The sequence below is a fragment of the Lacimicrobium alkaliphilum genome, assembly GCF_002591895.1.
Taxonomy (GTDB): domain Bacteria; phylum Pseudomonadota; class Gammaproteobacteria; order Enterobacterales; family Alteromonadaceae; genus Lacimicrobium; species Lacimicrobium alkaliphilum.
Genome location: NZ_NISX01000020.1, coordinates 1 through 25329, shown reverse-complemented (window position 1 = coordinate 25329; position 25329 = coordinate 1). Strand labels below are relative to the sequence as shown.

The window sequence follows — 25329 nt, the reverse complement described above, 5'->3', positions numbered from 1 at the left end:
CTATGTTGCGCAACAAGTGGCTGATAATAAGCATCGTTATAGCTTTAACCTGTAGTCATAGGGCTGCGATGGCCTATGCCTATTTCGGTCTTGAACCCGACATTGTAACCAACTATCTCAGCACCAGTAGCCGCAAACTCGGTTATGTCAGGGTAACCGTCGAACTGATGCTGGAAGATGAATCTCAGCTTGAAGTTGTCGCGCACCATAGTCCCCTTTTGCGCTCGACCACCATTGATATTTTCGGCCGTCAACCGGAGGAGAAAATAAAATCTCTGACCGGGCGCGAGGAGATCCGGCAACTGTGTCTGCAAACCCTTCGCGAACAAATGAAACGTGAAACCGGCTCTGAAATCGTCAAAGATGTGATTTTCACCAAATACCTGTATCAGGGTTAGGAGCGATTTTTACCAAATCGTGTGTAAACCAGAGCCAAAACACAACCGGTGAGTAATCCCACTGTGTGCGCCGTGTTGGCCATTTTTACCCACAGCATATCTGTATAACCCAGTATCAGCCAAATCAGAATAAAGCCCACCAACGGCTTAGAGAGAGAAAGACCCCAGGCAGGGCGTAATATACCGCACCACCAGACAAACCCCATCACACCGTAAACCACGCCTGACAAGCCACCAAAATTCGGACCTGAAGCGAGGTACTGAGCATAGTTTGAGAAAATGGCAGTGAACAGGAAAATCAGCAGTAAGTTTATGCTACCCAGGCGCTGTTCAATTTGCGTTCCCAGCACACCCCACCACAGCAGATTAAACACAATATGCAGTACAGAAAAATGCATAAACGCCGGCCCTAAAAGCCGCCACCACTGGTGTGTCTCTGCCAGTTGCGACAATGGCTGAAAAATCAATACCTGGTGCAAGGGAGCGAACCAGCCCAATACACTGGCCAGGTAAACCAGCAAGCACAGAGCCAGAACAATGCTGGTAAGTGGACTGAGTAGCCCTTTTCTGAGCAGCGGCAGCAAAGATTTTTGTCCTGAAGCCTGCATTGAAACGATGCTGCCTTGTTGCCAGGCCGCTTGCTGGTATTTCTTATCCTGTGGATTGCGGATAAACTCTTCCACCAGAGTGCGCGCCTGCGCCAGCTGACTCTCGTGCATAAGAACCAGGCTATGAGGATGTTCTCCTTCGTCCAGCTGATAGGATACGGTGATTCCATTTAGCTGAAGATAATTGGCTAATAATCTCGCATCCCGTTCACGGGCAAAAGCAATCAATTGCGGCATCAGGGCGCGGAGCTGACAAATGGAAACTGCAATCGCCAGGCTTCAAAGCCACCGTCCAGAGAGTAAACCTCGTGGTATCCTTGCTGAACCAGAAACTGCGCAGCCTGCTGACTGCTGTTACCATGATAACAACAGACGATCACCGGGGTGGTTAACGGTGTATCGTCCATAAAGCGCTGCAAATTGTCATTGTTGAGGTAGGTCGCACCTTCAATATGCGCCGCACCGTAGGATTGAGGATCCCGGATATCCACCAGCGCCACGTCTCCGGCTTCCAGCTTTTGTTTCGCGGAAAGAATATCGATATGTCGAAACTGCTCCATTACTGCCAACTCAGAATAACTTTTCCGGACTGACCTGAGGCCATCGTCTCAAACCCTTTCTCAAATTCATCAATGTCAAATTTATGCGTAATCACCGGACTCAGATCCAGGCCACTCTCTATCAGGCTGACCATCTTATACCAGGTTTCAAACATTTCCCGGCCATAGATTCCCTTGATAACCAAACCTTTGAATATAACCTGATTCCAGTCAATGGCTGTGTCTCCGGAGGGGATGCCTAACATGGCAACTTTGCCACCATGGTTCATCTTGGCAAGCATCTCACGAAAGGCCGAAGCAACACCGGACATTTCCAGTCCCACATCGAACCCCTCGGTCATTCCCAGTTCATCCATCACATCTGCCAGCTTTTCCTTGCTGACATTAACCACCCGGGTTGCCCCCATTTTCTGAGCCAGCTCGAGACGGTATTCATTCACATCAGTGATTACTACATGGCGTGCCCCCACATGGCGGGCGACGGCTGCAGCCATAATGCCGATAGGACCGGCGCCGGTGATCAATACATCCTCCCCCACCAAATCAAATGACAATGCGGTATGTACTGCATTACCAAAGGGGTCAAAAACAGAAGCCAGCTCATCAGAAATATGCGACGGAATCTTAAAAGCGTTGAAGGCCGGTATCACCAGATACTCAGCGAATGCGCCCGGCCGGTTCACACCAACACCGAAGGTGTTGCGGCACAAGTGCCTGCGACCCGCGCGACAATTGCGGCAATGTCCGCAGGTAATATGGCCCTCGCCGGAAACCCGGTCTCCGACTGCAAAACCCGTCACTTCCTGGCCCATTTCCACCACTTCACCTACATATTCGTGACCCACAACCATAGGAACAGGAATAGTCGCCTGTGACCATTCATCCCAGTGGTAAATATGCATATCCGTTCCACAGATTGCGGTTTTACGGATTCTGATTAGCAGATCATTGTGCCCCACTTGGGGCTTTTCGGTTTCTGTCAGCCAGATACCTGGCTTTGAATGTAATTTAGACAGGGCTTTCATGAAATGACTCCCAGTTCTTTACCCACTTCAATAAAGGCGTCGATGGCTTGGTCCAGTTGCGCTTTAGTATGAGCCGCAGACATCTGCGTGCGTATGCGTGCCTGGCCTTTAGGTACAACAGGGAAAGAAAAGCCCACCACATAAATGCCTTTGGCCAGCATTTTTTCTGCCATCTCGCTGGCCAGTCGCGCATCACCTAACATTACCGGAATAATGGCATGATCGGCACCTGCCAGTTCGAACCCAGCTTCGGTCATGCGTTGGCGGAAGTATTGGCTGTTATCTTTGAGAGTCTTGCGCAGTTCGCCACCACTTGAGAGCATATCCAGAACGGTGATCGAAGCAGAAACAATCGCCGGAGCCAGTGAATTAGAAAACAGGTAAGGTCGAGAGCGCTGACGTAACCAGCTCACCATTTCTTTACTTGCCGATGTATATCCACCGGAAGCGCCCCCCAGGGCCTTACCCAGTGTGCCGGTAAGAATATCTACCCGCCCCATCACGTCACAATATTCATGGCTGCCCCGGCCCTGTTCGCCGACAAACCCTACTGCATGCGAATCATCCACCATAACCAGCGCATTGTATTTATCGGCCAGATCACAAACCTCATTTAACCTGGCGATAACACCATCCATAGAGAATACCCCATCGGTGGCGATCATCTTATAACGGGCTCCGTCCGCCTGCGCCTGCTGTAACTTTTCTTCGAGATCGGCCATGTCATTGTTAGCATAACGGTAACGTTTTGCCTTACATAGCCTCACACCGTCGATGATGCTGGCATGATTGAGTGCATCGGAAATGATCGCATCTTCAGGGCCCAGCAACGTCTCAAAAAGGCCTGCATTCGCATCGAAACAGGATGAATATAAAATAGTGTCTTCCATTCCCAGGAAGTCACTCAGCCTGGTTTCCAGTTGTTTATGAATGTCCTGAGTACCACAAATGAAGCGTACAGAGGCCATACCGAAGCCGTGTGTGTCGAGGCCTGCCTTAGCTGCTTCAATCAAATCCGGATGATTAGCCAGCCCAAGATAGTTATTGGCGCAAAAATTAAGTACGTGCTCTGAGCCGGTAAGACGGATATCCGCCTGTTGCTGTGAACTGATAATACGCTCGCTTTTAAACAAGCCCTGCTCACTGATGTCATCCAGTTGCTGTTGCAGGTAGTCGTTGAAACCTTGATTCATTTGCTGCTCCGTAACCGTTAGCTTAATGCAGTCATTGTAAAAGAGATGATGGACAAAGGTATAGAGCTGAAGCATAAATTCACGATGCGACGAATGTACAATCAGGCAGACTGCTGCTCTGATGCTGCAGCGCGTGACACCAAAGTCTGTTAAAGTTGCTTACAGGTTTTCAGCTGTAATCAATAATGCAAACAACGCAGAATCACCCACAGCCCGGCTCTTTCAGAGACAAGATGTTCCTGAGTTTATATACCCTGCTCTGGATACTGCTGACTCCGGTACTAACAGTAGTTATGCTCCGGCGAGGACACAACAGCAGCACTCAGGAACTCAGACGCTTACCCGAGCGTTTTGGGTTTGGTCCCGCAGTGCAACACACGGGTGGTTACCTGTTTCACTGTGTCTCGGTCGGCGAGGTTGTCGCGGCGGCTCCCCTGATTAAACAGTTAAAGACGCTCAGACCTGATAGCACCATTACAGTAACCACCACCACCAGTACAGGCTCTGAACGGCTGCTGGCATTGTTTGGGAATACCGTGCAACACTGCTATTTACCCTTTGATATGCCCTTTACCATGAACAAATTACTGAAACGCCTTAAACCTGAGCGATTGGTAATTGTTGAAGTGGAGCTCTGGCCAAATATGATTGATCTCTGTTGGAGCAGAGAAATCCCTGTCACGGTGATCAATGCACGTATGACAAACCGTTCCGCTAGCCGTTACCAGAAATTACGCTGGTTGGCGATTCCAATGCTGAAGAAACTATCAAAAGTGTGTGCGCAGGGACAGCGGGATTATGAGAACTATCTGAAACTCGGTGTTGCTGAAGACAAAATAATACTGACCAACAACATAAAGTTTGATTTACCAGATGTCGATGTCGCCACTTTGCGCCATCAAGTCACCAGAACCTATGCCACTGATGCGCACAAAGTGATCGTTGCGGGCAGTACCCATGCACCTGAAGAAGAACTGTTGCTGGAAACTTACCAACAACTCAAACACGAGTACCCCCAGCTGTTATTGGTGCTGGTTCCCCGGCATCCCCAACGATTTGAACAGGTTTTTCAGCTCTGCCAGCATCAGAATATGAAGGTTGTAAGGTCCAGTACATCGGCTCAATGCCAGACCGATACTGATATTCTGCTAGCGGATCAGATGGGGATTCTCAGACAACTTTATGCCATGGCCGACATCGTGTTTGTGGGCGGCAGCCTGAGTGACCGGGGTGGGCACAATGCTCTGGAGCCGGCACAACTTGGCATTCCCATTATAATGGGGCCCTCACAATACAATAACCCGCAAATTTGCAGCACGCTGGAAGCTGGTGGCGCACTGTGCACTGTCAGGGATGAAACGGATCTGGTAAATCAATGCCGAAACTGGCTTAAAGAACCTGAAGCAGCGAAGAGGAAAGGTCTGTCCGGACAACACACCATTGCCGAAAACGCCGGCGCGCTGCAAGCAACGCTGAAAATTCTGATTACGTCATAGCCCGTCTTAACAGCTTACTTCAAGATGCTGTTACAATTTGTCACTTGAAGTTAGCCAACTCGTAAGGTATTCATGTGAGGTAGCGTGAAGATTCATTTACTGAACGTGTTATGGCTGTTATAGAACGACGTACTGAACATCGGCTTTTATATAACAGAATATTGCAGACTGAGGGTTGTCCTCAGCAAAGGAGAAGAAAATGCAGAAGTTAATTATGAGTTTGATGGTAGGCGGCGCGCTAATGATGGCGGGCTGTGCATCTGATCCCGAATCAAAATATGCCAGCATAGAGCATCTGTCCGATACGGAGCGTAATCAAGCACTGAAAGAGTGCTTTAAGAGTGATGTTCCTAAGGATGAGCGTCAGGATTGTCTCGCCCGCTATGCCCCTGCAGAAGTGGGCTACAGATGTGAGCGTCGTCAGGTAACGGGTACCCGTTTTGGCGAGCGCGTATGTACCACTCAGCGCCAGCGTGACGATGAGCGTCAGCGGGCAAAAGAAACAATGCACCGCGTATCAGCCAATGGTGCCCACCTGAAGGGACCTGAAGGTGGTGAATAATTGTTAAACTAAACGGGGGTGTTCTGTGAAAGTTCATCCTCCGTTAGTTACCCATTTCCCAACCTTTCAGTTCAGCGTTTCAAAAAAATCCAAAAGTTGTCGGGCTTCTCTTTCTATACTGTAGTGTTGAAGAACACGCTCGCGCCCCTGTTTGCCCATCGCTTGTGTACCCTTTGGGTCCGCTAGTAGTTTGTTCAGCTTTTGGTTAATTTCCTCAGTATCATTTACCGGCACTACATAACCGTCTACACCCTCACGGATAATTTCCGGCCAGGCACCGGCATCAGTGGCAAGTACCGCAGCTTCAGCACTCATCGCCTCTGGTACAGTAAGGCCAAACCCTTCGTTGTCACTCAGCGCCGCGACGACCGATAGCGACGCAAAAATTCGCGGTATATGCTCGAAAGGCAGCTCACCGGTGAAGATAATGCGCGAAGACAGCCCGGCCTCCTCTATTTCCGTTTGTAACTTTTCGACAAATTCGCGATGTGATGATGATATTGCACCGACAATAACAGCCGTTATCTCGGGGTATTCAGGCAAGTTAGCAATACAAGCCCTGACAAAATGGTGGACCCCTTTTTGTTTGCGTACTCTGCCCAGCATGCCAATTCCGATCTTACCGCCGTAACCCAGAGCCTCCCATGCAGCCCCTTTATTCTCGGCAGCCTGGTAAAGGTCACTCTGTATCCCATGGGGAACAACAATATCAGGAGGGTCCGCCAGAAAACCCGCCGACCGCTGGCTTACCGCAACCACTCCGTCCATTTTGCGGGTGATCCATACTGTGGATGCCGAGCGTTTTCTCTGTGCAGCACTGCTGAAGACCATCTTGATTTTACATCTGAAGATATAGCGTAACACCAGAGCCTGCAGCATCTCATCCACCCGCCGGGCATGAAAAATCCGGAACTTCCCGTTTTTTAATGGTTTCTGGCACAGTTTAACGGTATCCCAGAAGCTGATATATAAATCCGGGTCGGTCAGATGGTGCTTACCCATAATCCGTAAATTCACCCATTTCCGCTGTTCAGCAGATACCTGCAACATCGTAGATGTCACACCGGAAAAGTTGGAATTGGAATTGCCCAGTATTAAAGAAATTTCATCTTCAGCCTGATTTTTTAACACCTTAAAGTACCTGCTAGTGTGAACCAGCCTGAGACACAACGGACAAACAAGCTGATTCGGTTTCCTGTGATATAGCCGCTTAGTCTACCATGGCGCTGGTTCTTTCTTAACGTCGCCGCCGGATGTATTGCCAACAGCAATTACAAACTGCTGATACATTTGTCATGGTATTATTTACAATATCTGATTTATCAATAGTGACAGGGTTAATGGAATACAAACAACAGTTTGCCGGGAACGGACATTGTTTTTTACATCGCAAAGGCTTACCTGTTTCCATGCAGCCACAAATTTTCATTCCCGAATACTGGCGCTCTCGCAGCGCGTTAACGAGCAGTGCCAAAGGTCGTGGTACGACTGTCTTTATCAGGCCCAATGCAGATGAGGACTGGGCACTCAGGCATTATCGTCGTGGCGGATTAATAGGCAAATTGCTGGATGATCGCTTTGTTTACACGGGCCTCAGAAAAACCCGAGCCTGGCGGGAATTTCACTTACTCGCTTACCTTCGCCAGCAACATCTGCCAGTGCCAGAGCCTGTAGCTGCCCATGTCACTCGCTCCGGTTGTAGTTATCGGGCCGATTTGATCACCCGGCTGATTCCCGACAGTCAGGATCTGCATGAAGTTCTGAGTCAACGACCTCTTACTATTGATGAATGGGAAAGCGTAGGAGAAGTAATTGCTCGCTTACATAACTGTCAGGTCTATCACCATGACCTCAATATTCGCAATCTGATGCTGGACGCACAGGGTAGCGTGTGGATTATCGACTTTGATAAATGCCGCCGGCGTTCAGGTAACAGCTGGAAACAGGGTAATCTTAACCGGTTACACCGCTCACTAAGAAAATCCGCCAGCAATGAAACTCAATGGTATTGGCAGGAGAGTGATTTCACCACGCTCGCTCAACGCTATAAATCCGCCATTGCGCAAACTGCACCCTGATCTCATGCTCATGTGCCTCTGTCATACCATCCTCCACAGGCTTATGTATAATTGCCGCATTATATTTGTTCGGATTAGAAACCATTTATGCGCTGCTGCCGCCTGATTGCCTGTTACTTTTTCTTCTCGGCCACAGCCGTCGCCAAAGGCCTGTCTCCATATTTGCCCTTACAGCTCTCCCCTGAGATCGAGTCACAGGTAGAAAAGGTGATGGCTTTGACACCCAGTGCACCTCTTACCAAGCCTTACAAAGCGTCAGAGGTGCTAACCCGGATTAATTTACTTCAGAACAGCCATCCGCGATTGTACCAGCAGGTAAACCGGTATCTTCAACGCTATACACGAACGACGGGCAGGAGTTACGCTTCAATTGAACTGGCCGCCAGTCAGGATAATGCCAAAGATTTGCCAAACCAAAGGGGTATTCAGAGCCAATCCAGCTATATCGTATCTGCCGGAGGTTTTTACCATCCAAACCCTTATTTTATCGCGTCGGCAGGGATGCTGTTATCTGAGGACAGCGGCGGCCCGGTTCATACCGGGAGTTATATCGGATTTGGCTACGAATATGCTCAGGTAGAGCTGGGATATCGGGAACATTGGTTTTCCCCCTTTCAGGATTCTGCCATGCTGGTCAGCACCCATGCTGAGGCTTCGCCTTCAATCACCATCAGTAATGCCACTCCCATCACCGACTGGAATATTCGCTACGAGCTTTTTTATTCCAAACTGGAAAAGGTGGATGGCATTCGTCTTGGTAATGAGTTTTTTTCCGGTCACCCTCGCCAGACGGGCTTCCACCTCAGTTTTACACCACTGGATTTCTGGACTATCGGTGTCAACCGTACATTCCAGTTCGGCGGCGGGGCCCGTGAAGTGAACATATCAGACATCTTTCAGGCCTTCTTTGATCCTGCAGGTAAGGATAATGTGGGCACCGTTACCGATGATCCTAATTTTGAGTTTGGCAATCAGCAGGCCTCTTTTACCAGTAAAATGAATGTAACGTTATGGGATATTGACTGGTCGTTATATGGTGAAATCGGCGGAGAAGATACCGAGGGGGAGAAAAATTACAAGTTAGGTAATGAGACCCTCTCGTTTGGTATCTTTTTACCGGATCTGACAGACACACTCAGCCTGCGACTGGAATATAATCGCTGGGATACAGCCTGGTATGTGCATCATCTTTATCGGCAAGGCTATACCAATCTGGGGCAGGTAATGGGGCACTGGGGCGGAGATGAGCGGATTTTTAATCATGATACCCCGGCCAAAGTACTGTCTGCATCAATGGAGTATAGGCTCGGCAACCGATCACTGCTCTCCGGCACCCTTCGCACCATTAACAATGAAGAACACCTGGTTAATGAGTATGTACAGGGATTCGAACTGGAGATGGATTACAGTTATGCCACCGATTCCGGTTTCTGGGGTGTTAGCCTGTATGCAGGGCGGGACACCCGGGATAACAACTTCAGTCGCCTGGCGCTTTTTTACCGCTGGTAAGGTCAACCTCTATGAAACGTATTATTACTTTTGGCACCTTCGATGTTTTTCATGTAGGACATATTAACCTGCTTGAAAGAGCCAGGGCATTAGGCGATCATTTGACCGTGGGAATCTCTTCCGACGAGCTTAATATCAGTAAAAAAGGCCGTTCGCCCATTTATCCCTACGTCAGCCGCGCCAAGATTATTCAGTCATTGCGTTTTGTCGATGAGGTATTTAAGGAAGAGTCACTGGAACAAAAACCTGAGTACCTCCACTATTATCAAGCCGATATGCTGGTGATGGGCGATGACTGGCAAGGCCGCTTTGATCACCTCAGAAGCTATTGCGAAGTGCATTATCTGTCCCGCACACCTTCCATATCCACCACAGAGCTTATCGAAGTGATTAAGGAAGTGCCTTGAATCACTATCTGTTCTATATCTCACAGAATTACGCCTTCGAGATACTGAGGCCATTACAGGCAGAGATTCACCGACGGGGGGATAAGGTTCACTGGTTTACTGAAGGAAAAGAGGTAAACAAACAGCTTTTTTTGTCCGATGAGTCGGTATTAGACAGTGTGGCAGACGTGATATCTGTCTGCCCCAGAGCGGTATTTGTACCAGGCAATTATGTGCCCAGCTTTATTCCCGGTTTAAAAGTGCAGGTTTTCCATGGTTTCGAATGGAAAAAGAAGGGCCACTTCCGCATTCGTGATTGTTTTGATCTTTACTGCACTCAGGGGCCTCTTTTCACCCGTAAGTTCGAACAATTACAACTGGAACATCCCTATTTCAGGGTACTGGAGACAGGCTGGCCAAAAACGGATCCTTTGTTCTCAGTCGCACCATACACATGGCCAACGCCAGCGACAGGACCACTGATTCTTTACGCGCCGACATTCTCTCCATCACTCACTTCGGCTCCTGCGTTGTATGAGCAGATAAAAAAGTTATCAGAAGAGAACGATTTGCGCTGGCTGATCAAGTTTCATCCAAAAATGGATAAGCAATGGATACAGGCATACAAAGCGCTACAACATGACAGGTTGATTGTGGCTGAGGACAGCTCTATCAACCCGCTATTGCTGGCCGCCGATATCATGCTATCCGATACCTCTTCTGCGATTACTGAGTTTTGCCTGCTGAAAAAGCCCGTTGTCACCTTTAATAATCTTCAACCTGAAGCACAACTCCTTGATATCAGTGATCCTGAGATGCTGCCAGGCGCCATACAGCAAGCCTCAGCGCCATCCATCGAGTGGAAACAGGCTATTGAGGCCAATATCAGTCAGCTTCACCCCTACACAGATGGCCACTCTTCAGCGAGAATACTGAACGCTGTCGATGATACTATCGCTCTGGGCAGGGAAGGGCTGAAAAGCAAGCCTGTTAACTTGTTTCGTCAGTTGAAAATGCGCCTAAAGCTGGGTTACTGGGGCCGTTAAACCTGTTAGGATGAACGCAGACAGAAAGGTAATGTATCCATAATTATGCACACTAAAGCCATCTACCCCGGTACTTTTGATCCTATTACAAACGGTCATGCGGATCTGATTGAACGCGCGGCCAATATGTTTACCCATGTCACGGTAGGTATTGCTGCAAATCCAAGCAAGAAGCCCTTGTTTAATCTGGATGAACGTGTCGAATTAGCACAGCAAATCACTGCCCACCTGGACAATGTCGATGTGTTTGGTTTTACCGGATTACTGGTTGATTTCGCCAGTAAACATAAGGCAACCATATTGATTCGCGGACTCAGGGCTGTGTCGGATTTTGAATACGAGTTTCAACTGGCAAATATGAACCGTCGGCTGAATCCGGATTTGGAAAGTGTATTTCTGACGCCGTCGGAGGAGAACTCCTTTATCTCCTCAACGCTGGTTAAAGAGGTCGCTTTGCACGGGGGGGATGTGGGTGGATTTTGTCATCCTATTGTTCAACAGGCACTGATGAACAAATTCAAACAGAGGAAGGCATAGCCTGCCTGCTGACCGCCCTTCAGCGCTGGCATTTATTGCAATAGAAACTGTTGCGCTGGCCTATCACCACCGTTCTTACTGGTGATTCACAGACCAGACAGTGTTCCCCGGAGCGACCATATACTCTGAGTTGCTGGGCAAAATAACCTGGCTTACCATCAGCCTGTGCAAAATCCTTCAACGTGGTGCCGCCCTGCTCTATCGCATTGATTAACACCTGCTTGATGGTACTGGCTAGCATCTCGCATCTGTCCCTTCCCACACGCCCGGCTTGTCGCCTGGGATCAATACCAGCCAGAAACAGCGCTTCATTGGCGTAGATGTTCCCCACGCCTACCACTACCCGGTTATCCATAATGAAACTCTTGATCGCCTGCTTTTTGCCCCGTGACAACTGATATAAACGCTTGCCGTCGAAATCAGGGGTCAACGGTTCCGGCCCCAAATGCTCCAGTAAAGACAATGGCTCTGCGTCGCGACCTTGCCATAAACAAGCGCCAAAGCGTCTGGGATCATTCAGGCGCAGGGATCGCTGACTATCCAGCGCAATAACCAGATGATCATGTTTCTGCAGAGGTTCAGTCAGGGGTAACACCCTGAGTTTTCCGGACATACCCAGATGCAGGATCAAACTCCCCGGCTCGGTATCCAATAGTAAATATTTGGCGCGGCGGCGAATGTTCAGTATCCGGTGCCCCTGTGCCTGATGAATATCATCCGGTACAGGCCAACGAAGTTGAGGCTGGTGTACAGAAATCCGGGTAATTATTTGTCCAATCATCAGCGGGCTGATACCCAACCGGCTGACTTCAACCTCTGGAAGTTCAGGCATCAGAGTATGGCCTCAGGAATAAATTCCGTTATCTTCCGGTTTTCAGCGCGATACAACCGCCCCTGGTGCTGCATAAGAACATCACCACCCTGCTGTGTGACCTGAATGACCACGCTTTGTGGCTGCCCCGCCAGCCAGATAACCACCACGGCGGTATTTTGCAGCTTCCCACCTGTCAGCGGTGTAACAATAGTCTGCTGCCAGTTCTCGACCAGAGTGGCCAGCCTGGCCTCACTCAACTCCAGACCCGGTCTTATTCTCCAGCCCTGACCAATGCGCTCTAGTGTATGAGTACCGTAATCAATTTTCATTACCGGCACCTCTTCTGGCAACAGGCTCTGAGTGCTCGGCAAATCAGACTGATTGAAAAAATTACCACTTTGATGGAATACAAGAATCAACAGCAACGTGGCAAAAATAAGCACGTTATTCCAGCCTCTCTTAGATAAACGAATCATAAGCCTTTAGCAATGGGACAAGGATAAGTAAATGGTAACAAAGAAAGCGACTAACAAGACATTTATTCAATCAGAATGGCGTGATCTCGCTCTGTAAATAACAACCGGAGGACGCTTAAAGGTGCAAAGCTAATTCAGACATACAAAAAAGCCCGGCATTGCCGGGCTCTTATGGAGACAGTTTTTTCGCATTTGGCTTCTCAGCCTCGTTGCGAAAATGAACGCTGACGCATCAGGTTCGCCAAGAATCTCTTACTTGATTTTGGCTTCTTTAAACATGACATGCTTGCGAATTTTAGGATCAAATTTTTTGATCTCCATTTTTCCGGGCATATTACGTTTGTTTTTGTCTGTGGTATAGAAATAGCCAGTACCAGCAGTAGAAACCAATTTGATTTTATCGCGCATGGGTTATTCCTTAGATTTTTTCGCCACGGGCACGAATATCAGTCAAAACTGAATCGATGCCTTTCTTATCAATAATACGCATACCTTTTGCGGTCAGGCGTAGTTTTACAAAACGGTTCTCGCTCTCAACCCAGAAACGGTGCGTTTGCAGGTTTGGCAGGAAACGACGACGAGTGGCGTTCTTGGCGTGCGAACGGTTATTACCTACCGCCGGACGCTTGCCAGTTACTTGACATACTCTGGACATTGTTTGTCTCCAAATTACCTATAATTCAACCCTGGCTGGCTACAAGCTACCCAAACCAGTTCACCTAAGTACCTAAACACAGACTATATAGCAGTCTCAACCATATAGTCTGTGTTTAGGCACTACGACAAGAGGGCGCATTTTATACAGCAAACCGGGCTCTGAATCAACTCTTTTCCCGTTCAATTCAATCAAACCATGACTTTTATATCAGTCCCCGCTCGGCGAAAGACACGGCAATACCATCACCAATAACAAAATGATCTAACACCCTTATATCCACAAGCGCCATCGCTTCGATAATTCGATGGGTAATATGTTTATCGGCCTGGCTTGGTTCCGCCACTCCGGAAGGGTGATTGTGAGCCAGAATAACTGCCGCCGCGTGCAGGTCCAGAGCGGCTTTCACCAATACCCTCGGGTACACTGAAGCCGCATCGATGGTACCCTGAAACATGGGTTTAAACGCGATCAATCTATGCTGCGAATCCAGCAGTAACATCGCAAACAACTCATTGGGCTCATCACGCATGCGGCTAATAAGGAAAGCCCGGGTGTCCTCGGCACTCGAGAAAGCCTGTTCGCGCTGCAGCGCCTCAGCAAGATAACGACGGGCCATTTCCATCACTGCCTGCAATTGCACATATTTTGCTTGCCCAAGCCCTTTGGCCCGACAGAACTCCTGTTGTTCAGCGCAAAGCAGAGCGCGCAGCCCACCAAAACGATTGAGCAACTGGCGGGCCAGATCCACTGCATTGATGCCAGCTACGCCGGTACGTAAAAATATGGCCAACAATTCGGCATCAGATAATGCCTGAGGACCCTTTTCCAATAGTTTCTCTCTTGGCCTCTCCCGCAGTGGCCATTCCTGAATGCGCATACCCACTCTCCTTGAAGGTTTATACCAATGACTTATCCACTATCCGACTCTTTAATGATAGGCTAACAACAAATCGCTAACCTGCTTTATTCATATGGCTTCCCTGACAGGTAAAAACGTACTGCTGGGTATCACAGGCGGCATCGCCGCTTACAAGACCCCCGATCTGGTCCGCAAGCTGAAGGCCAAAGGTGCTGAAGTGCGTGTTGTACTAACGTCTTCGGCCAAAGAATTTGTCAGTCCTCTGGCACTGCAGGCCGTCTCAGGCCTGCCTGTATCCATGGAATTGTTGGATCCTGCCGCGGAAGCCGCTATGGGTCATATTGAGCTGGCCAAATGGGCCAATGTCATTCTCATCGCGCCTGCCAGCGCGAATTTCATTGCCCGGCTAAGTGCCGGTATGGCCGATGACCTGCTCACCACGTTATGTCTGGCCAGCAGCGCTGATCTGGTCATCGCTCCCGCCATGAATCAGCAGATGTATAACGCCAGTGCCACTCAACATAATCTGCAATTGTTACGCTCCCGTGGTGTCAGACAATTGGGCCCGGCCGAGGGCGAACAGGCATGCGGTGATATCGGCCCTGGTCGGATGCCTGAGCCTCAGGAGCTGGCCGACGCCTTAATTCAATCAGCAGGGAAGCGCCCTCTGCAAGGATTATGCGTAATGATCACTGCCGGTCCCACCCGGGAGGCGATTGATCCGGTGCGCTATCTGAGCAACCACAGCTCAGGGAAGATGGGTTATGCTCTTGCTCAGGCCGCCGTTGAGGCCGGGGCTAAAGTGACTCTTGTAAGTGGACCGGTATCCCTCGACGCCCCTTTGGGCTGTGAGCGCGTATTAATCCAAACTGCACAGCAGATGCACAACGCGGTAACGGAACGCATTGCGAAAACCGATATATTTATTGGTTGCGCGGCGGTATCAGATTACCGCCCATCCTTATGTGAAGAACAGAAGATTAAGAAAACCGATAAAGATAAGTTAACCCTTACTTTAGTTAAAAACCCCGATATACTTGGCGATGTAGCGGCCTTATCCCATCCTCCGTTTACACTGGGTTTTGCCGCTGAAACACAACAGGTAAAGCAGTATGCACAGCATAAGCTTGTAAATAAGAAGCTGGATATGATTGCAGCCAACGATGTATCCAAGCAGAATATTGGCTTTAACAGCGATATGAACGCGCTGAATGTATACTGGGCAACGGGCGAGACCTCATTACCGATTACAGATAAACTCAACCTCGCCAGGCAGCTTTTAGAGTTAGTCGCAGCAAAATATAAAGAAAAATAATATGCATAAGATAGATATTAAGATACTGGATCCCCGCATTGGTAACAGCCTCCCTCTGCCAGAATATGCTACACCGGGCTCAGCAGGTATGGACTTACGAGCCTGCATTGATGCGCCTTTAATTCTGGAGCCGGGTCAGACAGACTTAATCGGCACCGGAATTGCCATCCATATCGGCGATCCTGGTATTTGTGCCACTATACTTCCCCGATCTGGCCTGGGTCACAAGCACGGTATTGTTCTGGGCAATCTGGTGGGGCTGATTGACTCAGATTATCAGGGGCAACTGATGGTATCGGTGTGGAATCGCAGTAACGAAGCGTTTGCCATCCAGCCCGGAGACCGCATCGCGCAACTGGTTATTATGCCGGTGATCCAGGCTAATTTCAGCATAGTCGATGACTTTGACTCCAGTGAAAGAGGCCAGGGTGGTTTTGGCTCTTCTGGTCGTAACTAACGGAAAGCATTATGGCTGCTACAAAAAGAACAAATCGTCGCGCACAAATTCTGCAATCCCTTGCCAGCATGCTGGAGACCAGTCCCGGGCAGCGCATTACTACGGCGAAACTGGCCGCGGAAGTGGGTGTATCTGAAGCTGCGCTCTATCGGCACTTTCCCAGTAAAGCGAGGATGTTTGAAGGCTTGATTGAGTTTATCGAGGAGGCACTATTTTCCCGCATCAATAAAATCCTGGAAGAAGAAAAGGATGCCACAGTACGTTGCCAGCATATCTTGCATCTGTTTTTAGGCTTTTCCGAACGTAATCCCGGCATCACCCGTATTCTCAATGGTGATGCGCTGATGGGTGAACAAGACCGCTTACGTACCCGCATTGCGCAGTTATTCGAACGGCTCGAAACTCAGCTCAAACAAGTGCTAAGAGAACGAAAGTTGCGGGAGGGTAAAACCATGGCCATCGATGAAGGTCAGGTTGCCAGTATTTTAATCTGTTTTGCCGATGGACGGATTAACCAGTTTATTCGCAGCGAATTTCAGCGCCGGCCTACCGAGGGGTTTGCGCAGCAGTGGCAATTTATCCGTAATAGCTTCTTCAATTAGTAGCTGAACATTGTGTTGACTTCGGGCAATGATTCACTACTCTTGTTGAGAACGGATATTCTCAGGTGTATTTATGCCAAGAAAAGCGCTCTATAATGTTGCCCAGGTGCTGGATCAGGCCGTTGATGTGCTGCTTGAGCATGGATTTCATGGTGCAATTATGGACGAGATTATCGCCCGTACCGATTTTAACCGTCGGGCATTCTATCTTGAATTCGGTAGTAAGCAGCAGTTTCTTTACCAGGTACTGGAACATTATCAACAACAGAAACTGGCACCAATCATCTCCCACTTAACCGAAAATAAGGGGCTGCATTCCATACAGGCTTTCTTTGATGATTATATTCGTATAGTCAGAGGGCGTGGATGTCTGCTGATTAATTGTATTGCCGAGCTGGGCGCTGATGATGCCAAAATCCGCGAGGTAGGCCGGCACTATCTGGATAATCTGCAAATCAGTTTTATCGGTTGCCTTGAACGGGCCATCCGACACAAGCAGATTCGCTCAGAGATACAGGTTGAGTCTACCGCATTACAGCTCACCTGTTATGTGCAGGGTTTCGCTATAAATGGCATTCTGGCCGGACAGACTGATGAGCTTAAGCTGGCCACTCAGGCCTTACTCGGGCCACTTTCGAGCTAGTGACACCAGGACAAACCCATTCCGGCAGTAAAAACCGCTTTTTAAAGCCCCGTTTTTTGATGGTTAATCTCTTACCTATGAATGGAGCAGAAAACAGTGCCCCTTTCTCCAGACCGGTTTAGTCTCCCAAAGAAGTCATTCACCTGCAGAGAGATGACCGCCCGTCGCTGCCAGCATACCATCTGCCTCACAAATCACCTGTTGATGATACACTTCACAGCAAGATTGCCTTATGCTGGTCGGGGTAACTACATTACAGGCAAAAAACCATGTTAAAAGCATTTTTGGCAGGACTGTTCCTGATTCTGACGGCAAGCGTTTCAGCAAACCAGAAACTGGGTAGCCTGCTCGATGAGATCTGGCAATTTGAACTTCGTATCAATCCGACCATGGCCACCTCCCGGGGCGTGCATCAATACGACCACCTGCTCTCGGATGTCTCTGCTGAAGGTTTAAAAGAGCAGTATCAGCAGGCCAAAGCTTATCTTAAAAAACTGGATAAACTTGCCGGGCAGAATTTGAGTAAACAGGATCGGATCAGCGTGCTGATGCAGCGCCGTCGCCTGCAGGAGATGGTGGACTCCTATGACTACAACGCTCATTACATGCCCATTACTTCAGAGTATGGCTTTCACAGTGGTCTGGCCTTCCTGACCCGCACCAGTAAATTCAATACGGTTCAGGACTATGAAAACTACCTGGCCCGGCTGACAGCCTTTGAGGATTACTTTAATCATCAGATAAGCTGGATGCGCAAGGGCCTGGAAACCGGCCTGACCCAACCCAAAGTGGTATTAAAAGACTTTGAAAAAACCGCGCTGGCCTTTGTTCATGATGATGCCACACAAAGTCAGTTTTACAGCCCTCTCAAGACTATACCTGCTGCGATAAACAGCAATAAACAGGCTGCTCTGCAGGAACAGGCAAAGAAGGTAATCAGTAACACTGTGATGCCCGCTTATCAGCAGTTTTATGACTTTCTGGTCGAAGAGTACATTCCCGGAGCCAAACAGGATATCGCCGCTAAGTCCTGGCCAAAGGGTGCAGAGTATTATGAAAATCGCGCCAGATATTACACCACGTTGGACATGAACTCTGAAGAAATTCATCAGCTGGGCCTGCAGGAAGTCAAACGTATTCGCGAAGACATGCAACAGGTTATTGATGAGGTGGGTTTTGAAGGCAATCATGCCGAGTTTGTGCATTTTCTGCGCACAGACCCACAGTTTTACGCCAAATCCGCTATGGAGCTGATCAAAGAGGCCACCTACTTATCCAAGAAAATCGATGCCTTGTTGCCCAAATTATTCTATAAGCTGCCACGTACTCCCTATGGCGTAGCGCCGGTACCGGACAGCATTGCCCCTAAATACACCACCGGCCGCTATATCAGCCCCAGCCGCGATGATCAGCCTGGCTATTACTGGGTCAATACCTATGCGCTGGACAAACGGCCACTCTATTCATTGCCCGCACTGACCCTGCATGAGGCGGTTCCCGGACACCATCTGCAAAATGCTCTGGCCAGCGAAATGGATCACCTGCCGCCGGTACGCCGTTATACCTACATTTCCGCTTTCGGTGAAGGCTGGGGATTGTATTCAGAGTATCTGGGTAAAGAAATCGGCTTTTACGAGACCCCCTATGATGAGTTTGGCCGCTTAAGCTATGAGATGTGGCGTGCCTGTCGTCTGGTGGTGGATACCGGCATGCACATGCAGGGCTGGAGTCGTCAGCAGGCCATCGACTACATGCTGGAAAATACCGCATTGTCGGCCCATAACGTTACCACAGAGATCGATCGTTATATCTCCTGGCCGGGTCAGGCGCTATCCTACAAACTTGGTGAAATCACCATCAAGCGCCTGCGCAAAGAAGCCGAACAGCAGTTAGGTGAGCACTTCGATCTGCGCGCTTTCCATGACATGCTGCTGGAAAATGGCTCAGTGCCACTGAATGTGCTGGAACAGCATGTCAGAGACTATATTAAGGCGCAAAAAGCCGCTCAGACGAGCGAGAGCGCCATATAGTTTAAATAAACAACACCAGCGAGAGTTCAAAAAGCGCGCAGGCAAGGCAAATTTTTGAAGGTTTAGTGGGCCTAAATCAAGAAAATTTGCCGCCGGATGCGCGTTTTTTGGGCCTCGCCCTTCGGGAGCGCCTGAAAAAGCCTCACTCTGCGTTCTGGTTGCTTAAAAGAGCAACCACTATTCCTGCGCAACCACGCCTTGATTGAGACTTTTTCAGGCAGCTCTGGTGTTCGTTTTTTAAACTATATGGTGCTCTATCTAACAGCGCTTTGCCATAGCCAGTAAAATCTGCCAGTGCTCCGGGGTAACCGGCTGAATCGACAGCCGATTGCCTTTTCTGACCAGCGTCATCTCTTCCAGAGCCGGGTTAGCCTTTATCTGTTTCAGGCTGACGATTTCAGCAAACACTTCTGCCAACTGTACATCTACCATCATCCAGCGAGCGTTTTCTTCACTGCTTTTTGGATCATAGTAATGGCTTTCAGGATCAAACTGTGTGTAATCTGGATAGGCTTCCCTGACGACCCGGGCGATGCCGGCGATACCCGGCTGTGGACAACTGGAGTGATAAATAAATACGAGATCTCCGTATCTCACCTGATCTCGCAGCAGGTTTCTCGCCTGATAATTTCGGACCCCGTCCCATGCCTCTGTCTGATTCGCTCGAGAAGCTAAATCCTCAATGCTAAAAGTCTGTGGCTCAGTTTTAAATAACCAGTAGGCCATGCTCTGCTCCTTCATTCTGCGGTTTGCTATCTTGCAGCTTTAAAATAAAAGAATATACTGTACATATGTACAGTTATTTTATTTGCTATGAATACTATACTTCACCAACTAAAAAACAAAGGGCTTATCTGGCAAGGTAGTACACAGCCAGGCCACTCTCCCTGTGCTTCCAGTGTAGCGGAAGATTGGCTGGTAAAGCATATTCCCGGGGGGCTGACAGGTCATCCTGTAGTAGAAATAACCAGTCCTGAGGGGATAGGTGAATTACGTCTTTTACTCCCGAACCTGCATGCTAATGGGGCCGGTAACAACAAACTCATCGTCTGGATTGCACCACCACACAAACCGAATGCCGAGGCGTTACATGAAGCTGGCATTAGCCTTAATCGCTTACTGGTCATCCATCCTGCAGAACAAAAAAAAGCACTTTGGGCAGCAGAGCAATGCCTGAAAAGTGGCACCTGTCATTCGGTACTGCTGTGGCATTCGCAACTCAGTGTTGCCCAATTACAACGCTTGCAACAAGCGGCCAGACAGGGCCAGGCTCAACTTTTTTTCCTGCGTACAGGAAAAATGCTGAAGCTGTCATTACCGGTGTCTCTGAGTATTGATTTAAAGCCTCTGCCACAAGGTTTACAGGTAACCGTGAGAAAATGCCGTGGCAGTTGGCCTCCACCGCCTTTTAATCTGAATATGAGCACAGCCTGGCCACGGCTTAGTCTCTGCACCGCCAGTTCAGGAGAAAATAAACTACTCGCCTTTCCTGGCTCCAGAGCCAGTTAACCGGACTGTTTTATGTCACAGCTGTGGTTATATCTGCATTTCTCTTCATTACAACTGGACAGCCTGTATGCTGAACTCAACCAACCCGTCGTGGTGCTCGATAAAGCAAAAAACCGCATTATTCAGCTTAACCTGGCGGCATCAGAATGCGGAATCCAACACGGTATGGGTTTAGGAGCAGCGGCTTCCCTGCACCACAACTTACAGGTCGCAGAGTATCAGCAATCTATGGAGAGCGACAAACTTAAGGATATCGCAGCCTGGCTGTATGGCTGCACGTCAGACATTGCCCTGTGGCCACCTAACGGATTGCTACTGCGCGTTCACCCCATGCTATCTTTATACGGCGGACTTGAGCCTTACTGGCGGGCAGTGAAACAACGCTTACAGCCACTGGAACTGAATTACACCTATGCATGCGCGCAGACTCCGTTAGGAGCCAGAATACTCGCTCGCCACGGTCACAAGCTGATCAGCCAGACTCCCGACACACTGGATGATGCGATAGGCAATTGCCCTTTATCGGCCACTGACCTCAGCACAAAACAACAACATCAACTCAGTCGGGTCGGGATTAAACGCGTCAGCGAACTGATGACAATCCGCGCCGACCAGTTAAGTCGTCGTTTCAGCCATGATCTTGCTATTTATATAGGCCGGCTTAGCGGTCATTTCAGTCACCCCCAGACCTTTTACTATCCTGCACCAAAGTTCAGACAGGCAGTAGCCTTGCTATATGGTATTGACAACAGTCAGCGCTTGCTGCCACCGATAAAAACCTTACTACAACGGTTGGAACAATTTTTACGCCTGCACGACAAGCTCACCACCAGGTTACAACTGCATTTTACCCAGCAAGATAACTCGATCATCGAGCTGTGGATAGTATCGGCTCAGCCGGAATATCAGGCTGAACATTGGGAGGCCTTGATGACCCTTAAACTGGAAGGCCTTCAACTGTCTGAGCCCATACACAGTATTATGCTTAAAGTTACTGAACTCCAGGAAAAACAGCAGCTCTATCAGGACATCTTTGCCGGAAAACAGGGCCGGCAGACATCACTGCAACTGGTCTCCCTTTTACAGGCAAAGCTCGGTACTAACGCCATTAAAGGCCTATGTATTGGGGATGACTTTCGTCCGGAAAGAGCCAGCAACTACAGTTCTCCCGGTTTCACTGAGTCCGGCCCGGTTGACTGGCCATTGCCATCAATGCGGCCCACACTACTTTGCGATCCGCCATTTTGCCTGAACGAGAAAGTCAGCCTATTGCATGGCCCTGAGCGAATTCAAACCGGATGGTGGGACAACCAGCCTGTGCATCGTGACTATTTCATCGCCCGTTCCATACAAGGGAAGTGGTTATGGGTATACCGCACTCCTGAGTCTCAATGGTTTATACAGGGGATCTTCAGTTGATGGCTTATGCCGAACTGTTTTGTCAGAGTAACTTTACATTCCTGACCGGCGCATCTCATCCTCAGGAGCTTGTCAGGCAGGCTGACTTTCTCGGTTATGAAGCTCTGGCGATCACCGATGAATGTTCTCTGGCCGGCGTTGTCAGAGCCTATACTGAGATAAAGGAGCGCCAGTTATCGGTAAAGCTGATCGTGGGCAGCCTGATGCGCCTTGAGCCAGACCTGCAGGTGATCCTTTTATGTCCGGATAAGGCCGCCTATTCAGAACTTTGCCGCATCATCACTAATGCCAGACGACGAGCCAGGAAAGGTCATTATCAATTACATGAGTGGGACCTGAAAAGTGTGCGTCATTGCCTTATCATCTGGTTACCAAATGAGCTGCAATCCCGTAATGAACAGTGGTCAAAGTGGCTGCTGACACAACACAGCGAAAGGCTTTGGATCGGCTGCAGGCGGTTACTAAAAGCTGATGAGCAGAACCATTTCGACTATTGTCAGCAGCTTAGTCAGACCCTGGATATCCCTATTACCTGTTGCAGTGGTGTATTGATGCACCATAGCGAACGCCTGCCATTACAACACTGCCTTACAGCCATACGCCTTAAGACTACCGTCGCGGGACTGGGGCACCGGGCACTTTCTAACAGCGAAGCGAGCCTGCGGCCACTACACAAACTCAACAGGCTTTATCCGGATGAGTGGATAGAGCAGAGTCTGCAAATCGCCAGACGTTGTACTTTTAGTCTGGATGAACTGCGTTATCAGTATCCTGCCGAACTGGTACCTGACTCTTATTCTGCTTCCGACTACCTTAAAGAGCTGACTTATCAGGGTGCTGCCGAACGCTACCCTGATGGAGTACCTGATAAAGTGAACGCTCTTTTAGAAAAGGAACTGGCGCTGATTGCGCTTAAGCAATATGAGTATTTCTTTCTCACTATCAGGGATATCGTCGGTTTTGCGAAGACACAACAGATCCTTTACCAGGGGCGGGGTTCAGCTGCTAACTCAGCCGTGTGTTATTGCCTGCACATTACTGCTGTCGATCCCAGCAAAAGCGAAGTTCTGTTTGAACGATTTATTTCAAAGGAGCGTAATGAACCCCCGGATATCGACGTGGATTTTGAGCATGAACGTCGCGAAGAGGTCATCCAGTATATCTACAAAAAGTACGGCCGTGAAAGAACAGCACTTGCAGCCACAGTAATTACTTACAGACTAAAAAGTGCTATACGTGACATTGGTAAAGCCCTGGGCATCGAAGAAACCCAGCTGGACTTTTTTATTAAAAATATTAATCGTCGGGATAGCGGTCTCAACTGGCAGTTCCAGCTTAGCCAACTGGGCTTAGATCCTGACGCTTTGCTAGCCCGAAAGCTAATCCAGCTGGTAGAGGATGTGCTGGGCTTTCCCCGTCATCTTTCTCAGCATGTGGGTGGGTTTGTCATCTCATCGGGGCCACTCTATGAGCTTGTTCCGGTAGAGAATGCATCCATGGAAGAGCGTACGGTAATCCAATGGGATAAAGATGACCTGGAAAGCATGAAGCTGATCAAAGTGGACATTCTGGCCTTAGGGATGCTCACCGCCATACGCAAATGTTTTGATCTGGTCGAAAAGCATTACGGACGAAAGCTCAGCATTGCACAGATCAGTAACCTTAACGACGATGCCGGTGTTTACAAAATGATCCAAAGAGCCGATACGGTAGGCGTATTCCAGATAGAGTCACGAGCACAAATGAGCATGCTGCCCAGACTGAAACCCCACTGTTACTATGATTTGGTGATTGAAATTGCCATCGTCAGACCCGGCCCTATTCAGGGTGACATGGTGCACCCGTACCTTCGTCGCAGAGATGGAAAAGAGCAAACAGATTACCCTTCAGACGCTGTAAAAAAAGTACTGGATCGCACCCTTGGCGTGCCCATTTTTCAGGAGCAAGTGATTCAGCTGGCGATGGTGGCTGCGGGTTTCAGCGGAGGTGAAGCCGATCAGTTGCGCCGTGCTATGGGTAGCTGGAAAAGAACCGGAGAGCTAAAAAGTTTTGAACAGAAGCTGATTCAGGGCATGCTCGACAGAGGCTATAAACGCCAGTTCGCCGAGCGTTTATATCAGCAAATTTGCGGTTTCGGTGAATATGGTTTTCCTGAATCCCACTCCGCCTCTTTTGCCGTGCTGGCATACGTATCGGCCTGGCTTAAGCACCATTACCCTGCCGCCTTCTATACCGCCTTGCTGAACAGTTGGCCTATGGGCTTTTATTCACCGTCACAACTGATACAGGATGCACGGCGTCGCCATATTAGCGTGCTGCCGGTGTGTATTAACCATTCAGACTATGATTATACACTGCAGGCTGATGACAAAGAGCTCGCTATCCGTATTGGCCTGCGACAAGTTAAAGGTCTCAGCACTAAAAGCGCCCGGGCTATAGTCGGACATAGACCAAAACAGGGCTTTGAGGGCACATCTGAGCTTCGCGCTGTGGTGAAAAAAGATGAAGATCTACAGGCTCTTGCCAGCGCCGATGCCCTGAAAGCCCTGAGCGGGGGCTGTGAAAGTAACCGCTACCAGGCCAGGTGGATGCTGATGGACAACACCCCGACACTGCCCCTGTTTTCTCAGATTGAAGAGCCAGACAGCCAGTGGTCAGCGTCTCCCTCTGGCATCGATAATATGCTGGAAGACTATTCCTCAACAGGTATGACACTTAACACTCACCCCATAGATTTCCTCCGAAAAGAAGGCTTGCTTGACAATACCAGTTCAGCGAACGAGTTATCAGATAAACCCCATAATACAGTCGTCAGGGTTGCCGGGCTTGTACAGGGCAGACAAAGCCCCGGAACGGCATCTGGTGTCACTTTTATTACCCTTGAGGATGATACCGGTAATATTAATGTGATCGTCTGGCGCGCTACCGCAAGAGCACAGAAACAGGCCTATCTTAAATCATCCATCCTCAAAGTGACCGGTGTTATCGAAAAAGGTGATGGCGGCGTCATCCATATCATCGCCGGCAAACTGGAAGATCTCAGTCACCAGTTACAACAGTTAAAAATCAAGTCCCGGGATTTTCATTAATCAACAGCACAGCCGTTGGTAAGAGGTTCTGATTGCCATCAGGATGACGGTGTAATGTCT

27 protein-coding genes are annotated in these 25329 nt (G+C 49.1%); 16 read left to right on the top strand and 11 right to left on the bottom strand.

Annotated elements, in window-relative coordinates:
- Nucleotides 1–68 precede the first annotated feature (68 nt).
- A complete protein-coding gene (locus CDA54_RS16435) occupies nt 69–398 on the top strand; it encodes a flagellar basal body-associated protein FliL (protein WP_229748202.1) in 330 nt (109 codons plus the stop codon).
- On the opposite strand, the gene glpG is transcribed toward CDA54_RS16435, so the two are convergent.
- From glpG to kbl, 4 genes are read right to left on the bottom strand one after another with little or no spacing between them, the layout of a single operon-like run.
- Nucleotides 395–1243 carry a rhomboid family intramembrane serine protease GlpG gene (gene glpG / locus CDA54_RS16430; RefSeq protein WP_099036131.1) on the bottom strand — a complete coding sequence of 283 codons (849 nt, stop codon included), beginning with the start codon at nt 1241–1243 and terminating at the stop codon, nt 395–397. The two genes, CDA54_RS16435 and glpG, sit on opposite strands and share 4 nt — an antisense overlap.
- Entirely contained in the window at nt 1243–1566 is a 324-nt protein-coding gene (gene glpE, locus CDA54_RS16425; RefSeq protein WP_099036130.1) for a thiosulfate sulfurtransferase GlpE, read from the bottom strand. Before glpE ends, glpG begins: the two co-directional genes overlap by 1 nt.
- Nucleotides 1566–2591 carry an L-threonine 3-dehydrogenase gene (gene tdh / locus CDA54_RS16420; protein WP_099036129.1) on the bottom strand — a complete coding sequence of 342 codons (1026 nt, stop codon included), beginning with the start codon at nt 2589–2591 and terminating at the stop codon, nt 1566–1568. Before tdh ends, glpE begins: the two co-directional genes overlap by 1 nt.
- Entirely contained in the window at nt 2588–3784 is a 1197-nt protein-coding gene (kbl, locus tag CDA54_RS16415; RefSeq protein ID WP_099036128.1) for a glycine C-acetyltransferase, read from the bottom strand. Before kbl ends, tdh begins: the two co-directional genes overlap by 4 nt.
- Nucleotides 3785–3969: 185 nt before the next feature.
- Between kbl and waaA the strand changes: the two genes are divergently transcribed.
- On the top strand, nt 3970–5280 hold the full coding sequence (waaA, locus tag CDA54_RS16410; RefSeq protein WP_099036127.1) for a lipid IV(A) 3-deoxy-D-manno-octulosonic acid transferase: 1311 nt from the start codon (nt 3970–3972) through the stop codon (nt 5278–5280).
- A gap of 199 nt (nt 5281–5479) precedes the next feature.
- On the top strand, nt 5480–5842 hold the full coding sequence (locus CDA54_RS16405; protein ID WP_099036126.1) for an EexN family lipoprotein: 363 nt from the start codon (nt 5480–5482) through the stop codon (nt 5840–5842).
- 66 nt (nt 5843–5908) lie between these two features.
- Here the strand turns inward: CDA54_RS16405 and CDA54_RS16400 are convergent, their stop codons facing one another.
- Complete coding sequence (locus CDA54_RS16400; RefSeq protein WP_373286111.1) at nt 5909–6973, bottom strand: glycosyltransferase family 4 protein; 1065 nt, start codon at nt 6971–6973, stop codon at nt 5909–5911.
- Between the two features lie 209 nt (nt 6974–7182).
- Between CDA54_RS16400 and CDA54_RS16395 the strand changes: the two genes are divergently transcribed.
- The 5 genes from CDA54_RS16395 (at nt 7183) to coaD (ending at nt 11398) form a co-directional block, all read left to right on the top strand.
- Entirely contained in the window at nt 7183–7920 is a 738-nt protein-coding gene (locus CDA54_RS16395) for a 3-deoxy-D-manno-octulosonic acid kinase (protein ID WP_180237256.1), read from the top strand.
- Between the two features lie 87 nt (nt 7921–8007).
- The gene (locus CDA54_RS16390) at nt 8008–9429 is read left to right on the top strand and encodes a capsule assembly Wzi family protein (RefSeq protein ID WP_099036124.1); all 1422 of its coding nucleotides are present in this window, start codon (nt 8008–8010) and stop codon (nt 9427–9429) included.
- 11 nt (nt 9430–9440) lie between these two features.
- Nucleotides 9441–9836 carry an FAD synthase family protein gene (locus tag CDA54_RS16385; protein WP_099036123.1) on the top strand — a complete coding sequence of 132 codons (396 nt, stop codon included), beginning with the start codon at nt 9441–9443 and terminating at the stop codon, nt 9834–9836.
- Nucleotides 9833–10861, top strand: a complete 1029-nt coding sequence (locus CDA54_RS16380; protein ID WP_099036122.1) for a CDP-glycerol glycerophosphotransferase family protein — start codon at nt 9833–9835, stop codon at nt 10859–10861. Before CDA54_RS16385 ends, CDA54_RS16380 begins: the two co-directional genes overlap by 4 nt.
- 45 nt (nt 10862–10906) lie before the next feature.
- On the top strand, nt 10907–11398 hold the full coding sequence (coaD, locus tag CDA54_RS16375) for a pantetheine-phosphate adenylyltransferase (protein WP_099036121.1): 492 nt from the start codon (nt 10907–10909) through the stop codon (nt 11396–11398).
- 19 nt (nt 11399–11417) lie between these two features.
- Here coaD and mutM read toward each other — a convergent pair whose 3' ends face one another.
- The 5 genes from mutM to radC form a co-directional block, all read right to left on the bottom strand.
- Nucleotides 11418–12230 carry a bifunctional DNA-formamidopyrimidine glycosylase/DNA-(apurinic or apyrimidinic site) lyase gene (mutM, locus tag CDA54_RS16370; protein WP_099036120.1) on the bottom strand — a complete coding sequence of 271 codons (813 nt, stop codon included), beginning with the start codon at nt 12228–12230 and terminating at the stop codon, nt 11418–11420.
- A complete protein-coding gene (locus tag CDA54_RS16365) occupies nt 12230–12655 on the bottom strand; it encodes a hypothetical protein (protein WP_099036119.1) in 426 nt (141 codons plus the stop codon). The genes mutM and CDA54_RS16365 overlap by 1 nt, the downstream gene beginning before the upstream one ends.
- A 285-nt stretch (nt 12656–12940) precedes the next feature.
- Nucleotides 12941–13096 carry a 50S ribosomal protein L33 gene (gene rpmG, locus CDA54_RS16360; RefSeq protein ID WP_062483547.1) on the bottom strand — a complete coding sequence of 52 codons (156 nt, stop codon included), beginning with the start codon at nt 13094–13096 and terminating at the stop codon, nt 12941–12943.
- A gap of 10 nt (nt 13097–13106) precedes the next feature.
- Nucleotides 13107–13343 carry a 50S ribosomal protein L28 gene (gene rpmB, locus CDA54_RS16355; RefSeq protein WP_099036118.1) on the bottom strand — a complete coding sequence of 79 codons (237 nt, stop codon included), beginning with the start codon at nt 13341–13343 and terminating at the stop codon, nt 13107–13109.
- A gap of 205 nt (nt 13344–13548) precedes the next feature.
- Nucleotides 13549–14223, bottom strand: coding sequence for a RadC family protein (gene radC, locus CDA54_RS16350; protein WP_099036117.1), 675 nt, complete (start codon nt 14221–14223; stop codon nt 13549–13551).
- 94 nt (nt 14224–14317) lie between these two features.
- On the opposite strand from radC, the gene coaBC reads away from it, so the two are divergent.
- The 5 genes from coaBC to CDA54_RS16325 all read left to right on the top strand — a co-directional run bounded on the left by coaBC (nt 14318) and on the right by CDA54_RS16325 (nt 19252).
- Complete coding sequence (gene coaBC, locus CDA54_RS16345) at nt 14318–15520, top strand: bifunctional phosphopantothenoylcysteine decarboxylase/phosphopantothenate--cysteine ligase CoaBC (RefSeq protein ID WP_099036116.1); 1203 nt, start codon at nt 14318–14320, stop codon at nt 15518–15520.
- Nucleotide 15521: 1 nt separating this feature from the next.
- Nucleotides 15522–15977 carry a dUTP diphosphatase gene (gene dut / locus CDA54_RS16340; RefSeq protein WP_099036115.1) on the top strand — a complete coding sequence of 152 codons (456 nt, stop codon included), beginning with the start codon at nt 15522–15524 and terminating at the stop codon, nt 15975–15977.
- Between the two features lie 11 nt (nt 15978–15988).
- Entirely contained in the window at nt 15989–16579 is a 591-nt protein-coding gene (gene slmA, locus CDA54_RS16335; protein ID WP_099036114.1) for a nucleoid occlusion factor SlmA, read from the top strand.
- Nucleotides 16580–16652: 73 nt separating this feature from the next.
- Nucleotides 16653–17222, top strand: coding sequence for a TetR/AcrR family transcriptional regulator (locus tag CDA54_RS16330; RefSeq protein WP_099036113.1), 570 nt, complete (start codon nt 16653–16655; stop codon nt 17220–17222).
- A gap of 269 nt (nt 17223–17491) precedes the next feature.
- Nucleotides 17492–19252, top strand: coding sequence for a DUF885 domain-containing protein (locus CDA54_RS16325; RefSeq protein ID WP_099036112.1), 1761 nt, complete (start codon nt 17492–17494; stop codon nt 19250–19252).
- Nucleotides 19253–19510: 258 nt separating this feature from the next.
- Here CDA54_RS16325 and CDA54_RS16320 read toward each other — a convergent pair whose 3' ends face one another.
- On the bottom strand, nt 19511–19978 hold the full coding sequence (locus tag CDA54_RS16320; RefSeq protein ID WP_099036111.1) for an EVE domain-containing protein: 468 nt from the start codon (nt 19976–19978) through the stop codon (nt 19511–19513).
- A gap of 87 nt (nt 19979–20065) precedes the next feature.
- Between CDA54_RS16320 and imuA the strand changes: the two genes are divergently transcribed.
- From imuA to CDA54_RS16305, 3 genes are read left to right on the top strand one after another with little or no spacing between them, the layout of a single operon-like run.
- The gene (imuA, locus tag CDA54_RS16315) at nt 20066–20761 is read left to right on the top strand and encodes a translesion DNA synthesis-associated protein ImuA (protein ID WP_099036110.1); all 696 of its coding nucleotides are present in this window, start codon (nt 20066–20068) and stop codon (nt 20759–20761) included.
- A gap of 12 nt (nt 20762–20773) precedes the next feature.
- Nucleotides 20774–22180, top strand: a complete 1407-nt coding sequence (locus CDA54_RS16310) for a Y-family DNA polymerase (RefSeq protein WP_099036109.1) — start codon at nt 20774–20776, stop codon at nt 22178–22180.
- On the top strand, nt 22180–25269 hold the full coding sequence (locus CDA54_RS16305) for an error-prone DNA polymerase (protein ID WP_099036108.1): 3090 nt from the start codon (nt 22180–22182) through the stop codon (nt 25267–25269). Before CDA54_RS16310 ends, CDA54_RS16305 begins: the two co-directional genes overlap by 1 nt.
- The last annotated feature ends 60 nt before the right edge of the window (nt 25270–25329 follow it).